Source organism: Peribacillus sp. NPDC058002, assembly GCF_042886655.1.
GTDB lineage: Bacteria > Bacillota > Bacilli > Bacillales > DSM-1321 > Peribacillus > Peribacillus aracenensis.
Genome location: NZ_JBHVQU010000107.1, coordinates 1 through 3,959, shown reverse-complemented (window position 1 = coordinate 3,959; position 3,959 = coordinate 1). Strand labels below are relative to the sequence as shown.

Sequence of the window (3,959 nt, the reverse complement as noted above, 5' to 3'; positions counted from 1 at the left end):
GTAGTGCGTTTCATGCATTCCGTTTCAGTGCAGTGACGGACGCAGAAAAATAAGTTAGATCCTAAATCCATAATGGTGATTCAAAGAGAGTGTTAGCTTTTAAAAAACTAGCACTCTCTTTGAATAAATTAAAGGAGAATTTCTTTAAATGGAAAATTCAGATGCAATGATAGTTTTTCCTCCTCTAACTGAAGCCAGGCTCTTTCCATATCTAAGTTTACCTATGATTACTAGTTTTTTGAGGAACAAGGGAATGAGTGTAAGTCAAATTGATTTAAATATTGAATTATGCCATACCCTCTTTAGTGAAGATTGTTTAGCTGAATATGTGAGCATCAATGAAAACGGAAGTAAAGACTTAAAATTGATCTATAAAGTCGAAATGGCTAAATACTTATACAAAGAACAAAAGCAACTTTACAATAATGTATTCATTGAGAAAAGATCTTCTGATTCATTGAAGTATGATGTTCGGTTGGTGAGACAAGGCATAGAACTATTACTATTAAATTCGTTTTTAAAACTTGAGATTACCTCATTGGAGGAAATCCTTGAATTGGTAAGGAATTTTAGTTGGAAAAAAAGTGATATTGCAACAAAGGTTTTATACGAAAATATCAAAGAAAAAATTCTTAACGATAAGCCCAAAATCTTCGCGATTTCTATTGCATATTATAGCCAAATATTACCTTCCCTTTTAATATGCAAGTGGATTAGAGAACTTTCCCCTAATACTCACATTATTCTGGGTGGACAACAAATCATGATTCGTCAATCATCTTTCTTAAGCCTAAATGGATTAAATCAATTTGTGGATTCATTAGGAATATCAGCAGGTGAAGAAACATTATTCATGTTAGACAGATATTTGAAAAACGATTGCCAAATCGGGAAGGTGCCGGATATTGTTTGGCTTAATGAGAAAAATGGTGAAAATATTCCATCTAAGTCTGCATATAGGATCACCGACGCCTTACCACCTGACTTTTCTGATTTACCGTACAAAAACTATTTAGATGAAGAAGTGCATATGTCTTTGATTACATGTGTAGGGTGTTACTGGGGACGATGTACTTTTTGTTCATATGGTAATAGATCCAGAAAAGAAAAAAGTTATCAGCAAAAAACGGCAAGGCAAGTAGCAAACGAGTGCGAGGATATCATTAACAAATACGGGGTTAATAGAATTAATTTCATAGATGAGAATACTAATTTGAGGCTTGTCGTCAATGCAGTCAAAATACTTAAATCCAGAGGATATGAAATTAATTTCAGTACACGAAACCGTCTTGAGAATGTGTTGTTAGACGCTGAATTTTGTTTTGAGCTAAGTAATTTAGGTTGTATTTTAATGTCTGTTGGCTATGAAACCAATTCTCAAAGGATTTTAGATTCCTTGGATAAGGGAGTGCAATCTAGTAATTATCAACAGATAATAGATAACTTACATAATGCCAATATTACGCTGCGAATGTCCATAATTGGTGGCTTACCTGGTGAAACCGAGGATGAAATTAAATGTTCTGAGGAATTTTTACTTAAAAATCAAGATAAGATTGGCATCGACGTCATGCAAATGCTCGTTTTAGAACCAGGTACCTATATTTATGAAGATACAAATAATCCTGATATCCATATTCAATCAAGCAAGAATCTAAGAGGAAACAAATTACTCAATTATGGGATGGGTAGAATGGGAGCTACATTTCAATACTCTGACGGAAAAACGTTTGAAGAAAAGCTGAATAGATTCTTGCAATTGCACAAAAATGTCAACCCCCAAAAGAATGATGAGCTACCTCCTGATAAATACAAAACGGTAGGACAGGATATCACTTCAAATACCTTATTGATAAACCCATGGACTAAAATCATTAAGTTAGATAGGACGTATATCATGGATTTTGTATGGCAAAGAGTCTTCTTAGTGCCAGAATCCATAGAAGTATTCGGAAACACACTGATAATTAGCAAGGCTGACGATAAAAAGTACCTTGAGTATTTTGTCGAAAAAGGTGTGATTAAGCTTAAATAAAATAACTTATGGGAGGAATGACAAATGAGCACAGTCTATCAGAAAATAAAATTTCCGAATGTAAAGGAAAAACTGGGGCTTGGTTTAGGCATGGATTTACCTTGGGGGGAAGATATAGGTTTTTCCAGCAAAGGGGACCATGATGACATCACGCCTAAGATGAAAGGTTTTTTTCAGAATTATAAAGACGAGTTTAATTATATTTTCTTTGCTTTTCAACCGAAAAATAGAAGTGTTTTAAAAGCCGAGGACTACTTTGATGCCTATGATAGATTATTTGAAGCCAATCCACATCTAAAGGCTAGAGCATTCCATCAAACGATTTTAAATATGGGGGCTACCGAGTATTACAAAAAAACAGAAATCATAGAATTCACAAATAAGATTATAGAAAGATATGACATAAGATGGATCGTAGAGGATCTTGGCCTGTGGTCAATAAAAGGGAAAACCGTCCCTTTCCCTTTACCACCATATATGACACCAGCAGGATTGGAAGCTTGTATTAAGAACATCAACGAATACCAATCTGAACTGGCTGTTCCAGTTTCAGTTGAATTTCCTGGATTCACTGAAGGTACTAACTTCTTTATTGGGGAAATAAATGGATTTGATTATTTCAGAACATTGGTCGAAGAGACAAACTCCCCTATCACTATAGATATTGGTCATATCCTTAGTTATCAATGGCTGTTAGGGAATACAAATGAAAAGATGTTCAATGGTTTAGAAAAATTGCCTTTTGAGAACTGTTTTGAATTGCATCTTTCAGGTTGCCAAATTATTAAAGGGAAATTCAGAGATTTGCATCATGGAGTTTTAATGGATGAACAAATTCAGCTTTTAGATTATTTGCTTCCTTTATGCCCTAATTTAAAAGCCATTACATATGAAGACCCTAAATATACAGATGAAGGAATATTAATTCCGAAGTCACAGAAAAATTATCAAAGAATGAAGGAGGCAGTTGAAAAATGGCAAATGATTTAAAACCAAAGAATTATTCACTAGACGAGTTACTGTACAATTTATTATATGATTACCAATATAGAAATAACTTTTTAAATGATGAGTTTAATGAATTGAATTTATCAGCTGATAATTTAAATCACATAAAAACAATAGATAAAGAAGAGCTTGTAGCAACGGCTACAACGATTGTAAGAAATTTAATGAGTGGAAATATTGAACATAAAGGTGGCTTAAGAACTTCTTTTCCCGGTGTTTTTCAGGCTTTAGAAATCCTTGAAACCGATATAACGCTGTTAATGCATAAGTTCCTGGCGTCCAAACATTTCGAGTGCTACATGGAATTGCCCTATGCAGGGGAGGGTACTTGTATCGAGGAAGCGTTTTACAATTATTTGTCTGAAAACGAAGATTTTATCCTTGCGGCTGATAATAATCATTTACTATTAAAACACGAATTTTTAAATGCCATTTTATCTATACTAACAGTCAATAAACACCCATTTTTCAGAATAGATAGTGACCTGGTTAAAAATAATGGCCATATTTACTATGCGTACCAAACATACTCCAAAGAAATATCCGAGGCACTAAGTGGAAAAAAAGTAGCTAGTGATTCCGAAAAGGTTATATGGCTATATGCAGCGACCGAAAAAAATTTAATTAGGGGCCCTATTCATCCAAGTGTATTAGAAATGGTAGAAATAGGAGATACAAGGGGAATAAAACGCCAACAAAAGTTCAATCAGGACCAAATAGACTGGATTCTAAACTTAGGATTAATCAAGAATGATGGATAAAATATATGTATATGAGGAACATAGTGAAGTATTTTCATATTGGGTCAATGAAATTCCTAGGAATAGTACCTTGGTTTATTTTGATCAACACTTAGATTTAAAGTTCATAGAAAATTCAAAAATGAAAAGAATCAGTCAGTTCATTAAAGAGGGTC

3 protein-coding genes are annotated in these 3,959 nt (G+C 33.7%); all 3 read left to right on the top strand.

Going from position 1 to position 3,959, the window contains the following annotated elements; all coding sequences use genetic code 11:
• The first annotated feature begins 148 nt into the window (after positions 1–148).
• Genes ACFVSH_RS17005 through ACFVSH_RS16995 form a run of 3 tightly spaced genes read left to right on the top strand, consistent with a single transcriptional unit; the run spans position 149 to position 3,804 of the window.
• A complete protein-coding gene (locus ACFVSH_RS17005; RefSeq protein WP_387600700.1) occupies positions 149–2,035 on the top strand; it encodes a B12-binding domain-containing radical SAM protein in 1,887 nt (628 codons plus the stop codon).
• A 24-nt stretch (positions 2,036–2,059) separates the two neighbouring features.
• A complete protein-coding gene (locus ACFVSH_RS17000; protein ID WP_260286712.1) occupies positions 2,060–3,025 on the top strand; it encodes a multinuclear nonheme iron-dependent oxidase in 966 nt (321 codons plus the stop codon).
• A complete protein-coding gene (locus ACFVSH_RS16995) occupies positions 3,010–3,804 on the top strand; it encodes a hypothetical protein (protein ID WP_387707015.1) in 795 nt (264 codons plus the stop codon). Before ACFVSH_RS17000 ends, ACFVSH_RS16995 begins: the two co-directional genes overlap by 16 nt.
• The last annotated feature ends 155 nt before the right edge of the window (positions 3,805–3,959 follow it).